General features: G+C 55.1%; 6 protein-coding genes and 1 pseudogene. 3 read left to right on the top strand and 4 right to left on the bottom strand.

The window, feature by feature from the left end:
- From ACNKID_RS09985 to ACNKID_RS09995, 3 genes are all read right to left on the bottom strand, one after another.
- The coding region (locus ACNKID_RS09985; protein ID WP_417913284.1) for an FAD-dependent oxidoreductase at window positions 1-1,517 on the bottom strand (1,517 nt) is incomplete at its 3' end.
- Window positions 1,514-2,515 carry a CoB--CoM heterodisulfide reductase iron-sulfur subunit B family protein gene (locus ACNKID_RS09990; RefSeq protein WP_417913285.1) on the bottom strand — a complete coding sequence of 334 codons (1,002 nt, stop codon included), beginning with the start codon at window positions 2,513-2,515 and terminating at the stop codon, window positions 1,514-1,516. The genes ACNKID_RS09985 and ACNKID_RS09990, both read right to left, overlap by 4 nt.
- Window positions 2,512-3,030, bottom strand: coding sequence for a 4Fe-4S dicluster domain-containing protein (locus ACNKID_RS09995; protein WP_417913286.1), 519 nt, complete (start codon window positions 3,028-3,030; stop codon window positions 2,512-2,514). Before ACNKID_RS09995 ends, ACNKID_RS09990 begins: the two co-directional genes overlap by 4 nt.
- Window positions 3,031-3,394: 364 nt before the next feature.
- On the opposite strand from ACNKID_RS09995, the gene ACNKID_RS10000 reads away from it, so the two are divergent.
- The 3 genes from ACNKID_RS10000 to ACNKID_RS10010 all read left to right on the top strand — a co-directional run bounded on the left by ACNKID_RS10000 (window position 3,395) and on the right by ACNKID_RS10010 (window position 5,254).
- Window positions 3,395-4,213, top strand: a complete 819-nt coding sequence (locus ACNKID_RS10000; protein WP_417913287.1) for a hypothetical protein — start codon at window positions 3,395-3,397, stop codon at window positions 4,211-4,213.
- Window positions 4,210-4,893: an SGNH/GDSL hydrolase family protein gene (locus ACNKID_RS10005; protein ID WP_417913288.1), complete on the top strand. Its 684-nt coding sequence runs from the start codon at window positions 4,210-4,212 to the stop codon at window positions 4,891-4,893. Before ACNKID_RS10000 ends, ACNKID_RS10005 begins: the two co-directional genes overlap by 4 nt.
- Window positions 4,894-5,029: 136 nt before the next feature.
- A complete protein-coding gene (locus ACNKID_RS10010) occupies window positions 5,030-5,254 on the top strand; it encodes a hypothetical protein (protein ID WP_417913289.1) in 225 nt (74 codons plus the stop codon).
- On the opposite strand, the pseudogene ACNKID_RS10015 reads toward ACNKID_RS10010, so the two are convergent.
- Window positions 5,231-5,521: pseudogene (locus ACNKID_RS10015) on the bottom strand (hypothetical protein); the annotation flags it as partial. The gene ACNKID_RS10010 and the pseudogene ACNKID_RS10015 overlap by 24 nt on opposite strands.

Raw genomic sequence — 5,521 nt, forward strand, 5'->3', positions numbered from 1 at the left:
ATGGAAAGCAGCACCATGTCCACAGGAATGCGCCGCTGCTTGCCGATCAAGGTGTCTTCCACCTGAATAATCAGTTTGCCTTCTTCCTGCGCGTTGCGGGCGGCATCAGTCACCTGAGCAACCTTGCCGCGCACGAACAAGGTGCCCTCCTCCAAGACCCGCTGATAAAATTCGTCATAGGATTTCATCGGCGTGCGCATGTCTATATAGAAATCATAGACTGTCGCGCCAGTCCGCTCCTTGACAAGATGGGCAAACTTGAGGCTCTGCATGCAGCAGATGCTTGAGCAGTAGTTGTTGTAGTTGCGGTCGCGCGAGCCGACGCAGTGGATGATGCCCACGGTCTTTGGTGTCGTCTGCCCATCGCGCAGAACAATCTTGCCGGAGGTTGGCCCGGCGGCGTTGCACATGCGTTCAAACTCGATGCTGGTGAAAACGTTGGCCAGCCGACCGTAACCGTAGTTGCTCACCCGGCGGGCATCAAACAAATCATAGCCAGTGGCCAAGATGATGTTGCCCACAGCCACGGTCAAGAATTCATCCTTCTGCTCGTAGTCAATGGCGTTGGTCGGGCAGGATTTTTCACAGACTTTGCAGGTGCCTTTCTGGAAGAAATTGCAGCTGGCGGTGTCAATGACTGGGAACTTGGGCACAGCCTGGGCGGAACTGGTATAGATTGCCTTGCGATAGCCGATTCCAGCCTCGTACACCTCATCAATCACCTTTTTCGGGCATTTTTCCACGCAGATGCGGCAGCCGGTGCACAGCTCTTCTTTGACATGGCGCGGCTTTTTCTTGATCGTCACCGTGAAGTTGCCCACATAACCAGCCACATGGGTCACTTCACTCCAGGTCAGCAGCTCGATGTTCGGGTGCATCCCGGTTTCAAACATGCGCGGGGTGAGAATGCAGGCCGCGCAGTCCAAAGTGGGGAAGGTTTTGTCGAACTGAGACATGTGACCGCCAATAGACGGCTCCCGCTCTACCAGATAGACCTTGAAACCAGCGTTGGCGATCTCCAAAGCAGCCTGAATGCCAGCAATGCCGCCGCCAACCACCAAGGTGTCGGGATGAATCGGCACCTTGATTTCCTCCAGCGGCTGATTTTCAACCACCCGCTCCACAGCTCCGGCCACAACCATCTTTGCTTTTTCTGTAGCCGCAGCTTTATCGATGTGCACCCACGAAACTTGCTCGCGAATGGAGGCCAGTTCGGTCAGATACGGATTCAATCCAGCCCGTTTGCCTGCATTGCGGAAGGTCATCTCGTGCAAATGGGGCGAGCAGGCCGCAACCACAACCCGTTCCAAGCCCAGCTCTTTGATGTCCTTCTCAATCAGCTCCTGACCAGGACTGGAACACATGAATTTATAATCACGGGCAATGACAACGCCCTCTTCCCCCAGCTTCTCTGCCGCCCAGTCGCGCACCTGCTCCACATCCACAGTATGGGCGATGTTTGTGCCGCAATGGCAGACATACACTCCGACTTTCGGCTTGCCGTTTCCCGCGCTCATGCTGCCTCCTTTGCTGTGTGCTGCACGTTGCCTTTGACATTCTTCCTCATGCAGGACGGCATGGACAGCCCTTCCGCTTTGCGCGGCCTGCCATCTGCTGCGGACTCAGGGACATCCATGCCGATCCGGGCCAAGGCTTTTTCCGTGCTGGTGATTTCTGTGCCGAAACCAAGCTTGTCCGGGGAGAAACCTAAGGCCAGACCGACCAATTGAGTGAAAAAGACGATGGGCATTGCATAGTTCGTGCCAAAGTGCCGGTTGGTCTCGCTTTGGTAAGCATCCACGTTCATCTGGCACATCGGGCAGACAGTGACCATGATGTCCGCCTGCGAGCGTTCCGCTGAGGAAATCAGGCGGCGGATCAGCTCATAGGCGGTTTCCGGCCCAATCTGCGTCATATGCCCGCCGCAGCAGGTGGCCGCGCCGGAAAAATCCACCACTTCCGCGCCAATCGCCCGCAGCACCTCTTCCAATTCCACAGGATGCTCCGCATCTGACCAGCGGTTGGAGTAATCTGGCCGGGGAATCATGCAGCCCATGTACGGAGCCACGCGAAGTCCTTTCAGCGGCCTGACGACTTTCGCTCTTAATTTGTCCAAACCAACATCGTTGATGAGGATGTCCAAAAAATGACGGACATCCAAGGCTCCTGGCTGATAATGCAAGCCGCCTGCGGCCAAAGCCGCATTGACTTTCTCGCCCAGCGAGGGACGTTCGGCCATATAATAATCAGCCTTGGCTAAATTGAGATAACAGGCTGAGCAGGCGGAACAGACGGTCTTGTTGCCCATCTTGGCGGCCAAGGCCAAGTTGCGGGCAATCAGCGAATAGGCAGGAATCAAGTTCATTCCCACATATTCGGTGGCCCCGCAGCAGTTCCAGTCCTCAATTTCCTGCAAATTGATGCCCAGCGGCTTGGCAATCTCCATCAGCGAGGTGTAATACGCCTTGGCATTGCTCTCCATGGCGCAGCCCGGATAAAAGGTGTAGGTGCTCATGAGGCCAGCTCCATTTCCTTGGCTTTGTTGAGAATGGCCGTCAGCTCATCCATTCCTTTGATCGTTCTGGGTTTCATGCTCATCCGCCCCTTCTTCAACATGCCCAAGCCTAATGCCGCCATGCTCACCATGCGCAGCGGCGCATGTTTGAGATAATGCCGGGTGGCCAGGCCAAACTCATAGCTGCGGCCATATTTTTCCACCATTTCCACAAAGGTTTCGGCAAAATTGGGCGCGGCCGCGTCGCGGTATTTCTTTTCACGGATGGCCATGGCCTTCAGGGTGTACATCACGTCCGTGATATGCACATTCTGCGGGCAGCGCACCACGCAATGATAGCAGGAAACGCAGATCCACGGCGTGTTGCTTTGCAAAACCTCGTCGCGCATCCCTGCCCGCAGCATGGCGAACAGCGTGCGCGGCGTATGGTCCATGTCCATTTCAGAAGGACAGGAGCCACCGCAGCTGCCGCACTGAATGCACATCTCCAGACGTGAAACTCCTGCTGTTTTCATGCTGACTTCATGCAGCAGGGAAAGGTCTTCCGCGTGAGGGAGCCGCGACCCCACGCGTTCATCGGTCATTTGGGACATAGAAGAGCCTCCAAGCCTTGAGCTGACTGTGGAAAAAGAAGAACAGAGAAAAAAATGGCTGACACGGCCACAGCGTGGTTATGTTTCAGGCGGAATTATACCTTTGGCAGCGGTCGCAGGCAAGTTCTTCTTCACCTGCCGCGCAGATGAGGCGAGGCGGTGCGCATCTTTCTGATTATGCGGCGCGTCCAAGCCGGGCGATTGAAAACCTGTTGTCTTTTCACCTCCGGCCTTGTACTCTGACAGGAGAAACCTTGCAGAGGCATTTCCACAAGAAAGAAAAACCATGCGTCTTTTTGCAGTGTCCGCCGCTCTGGCGGCCATTTTTCTGTTTCTGCCCTTCCCTTCCTCAGCTGAAAATCCGCCATCCTATGCTGTTTGGGCCAAACCGCAGCCTGATCAGCGCACGACCCTGCATTATGCCGCTAAAAACGGAGGAAAATGGGACGAGCCGAAGGAGCTGGCAGTTGCATCTGGGCGGCATTTCACCCCGGTTATTGCTGCTGACCGGAAAGGCGCGGTCTGGATGGTGTGGACCGAGCAGAAAGAGGATGAAAATATTCTCCGTTATGCTGTGCTGCGCGGCGGCAAGACAGAAACAGGCCGGGTGCTGAGAAACGGCGGAGAAAAAGAGCGGAGCTACGCCCCGGCCATTCTGATTGATCCGCAAGATGTGCCGTGGATTGCCTGGTCTGGCGTGACTGGCGGCCAAATGGCCGACATCTTCATCAGCAGCTGGCTTGGCGGAGGCTGGAACGAGCCGATGCGGGCGCATGCGGCAAATCAGACCCCGGACATCACCCCGATTCTTGGCCTGGGCAAAGGAAAAGACCCCCTCTGGGTGTCCTGGTTCGGCATCAACAAGGAGCAGGGACTGTATGTCCGCTATCTTGCCGAGCTGCGCGGCGGCAAATGGACAGCATCAGGCGAGCCGAGTTCCGCTGAAGATGCCGCCGCCTTCATAAGCAAGAGAAGCAAAGTGGAACCGTTCCCGGAACAGGCCGGACAATGGCTGACGGGGGCTTTTTTTGCCGGGCTGGACTGGGAAATTCAGTCCGTGTCCGAGCAGTTCGTGTCATTTCAGCAGACAGGAGGCGGCAAATGAGGAGTTCTTCGTTGTGGATCAAAGCGGCGGCAGTGTTTCTGGGCCTGCTGCTGCTTGCGGCACCGGCAAGCGGCAAGTCCAAGAAAAAGAAAAGCAGCGGACAGATTGTCGCTTTCGGCGACAGCATCACCGCAGGCTACCCGTACCTGAAAAACGGCAACGGCTGCGTCGGCTGCGGCGGCTATCAGCCCTTTCTTCAGTATTTCCTCGATTGGGAAGGGCTTGGAAGGAAAGTCTACAACTACGGCGTGTCCGGCGAATATGTGGTTTTCCAAGGCGTGAACCGGATTGACAGCGTGATGGCCGCGACCCGGCCAAGGCACGCGCTGATCATGGAAGGCACCAATGATCTCAGCCTGCTGTACATTGATCCGCTCACAGTGGCCTACAATGTGTATTATGTGGCCTATAAAGCCCTGCTCTGGGGCGCGAAACCGGTGGTCGGCACGATCACTCCAGACACCCGCTATGGCTGGGACTGGAAAAGAGTGGGCACGACCAACAGATACATCAGGCAATTTGTCAACATGACACCGCAGATGTGCCTGAGCGACCAGAACGCGGCCATTGCGCCGTATTGGAACAGCGGCTACAACTACGACAGCCTGCATCCCAATTATTACGGCTACTGGATCATGGGGCTTTACTGGTATTACGCCCTGTATTACTGCGGCGGCTGACAGCCGCGCAGCCTTTCCCGCCTTGGCCTGACAGGTTCCGCTGCTCAGGCCAGGCAGCCGCTCTCCCTCCTGCCTTTCCTTCTCCTCTCCTTTCCAAGAATTCCTGCTGATTCCTGCCATCTGCGCCGCCGCAACAGTGGACAGCGCGGAGGATGTTTGCTATAGTCATGCGTCATGGATGAACAACGGGCAAGCAATGCCGGAACAAGGCGGTTTTGCGGCGCATCATGCGGCTCCAATGCTGTCCGCTTGGCCGTTGCGGACAAAACTGGCCGGGTTTGAACAAGACATCAGTTTGTTTGCGTTTTTCGTCGCCCGCAACGCGCTGTTTGCCGCTTCAATCAGGACGTTTCACATTTAAATCAAGACGATTCACGTTTAAACCGGGGCAATTTAAACTTAAATCGCCATGATTCACACTTAAATCAGCCCGATTTACATTTGAATCAGGGCAATTCACGCTTAAATCGTCGTGATTTAAATTTGAATTGGAACGATTTAAATTGAAATCAGAGCGATTCAAGTGTGAATCAGGCTGATTTAAGTGTGAATCATGGCGATTTAAGTTTAAATTGCCCCGGTTTAAATTGAAATCAAGCCGATTTAAGTGTGAATCGGGACGATTTAA

Origin of the sequence: Candidatus Electronema sp. TJ (assembly GCF_048287355.1) — a bacterium.
Classification (GTDB): Bacteria; Desulfobacterota; Desulfobulbia; order Desulfobulbales; family Desulfobulbaceae; genus Electronema.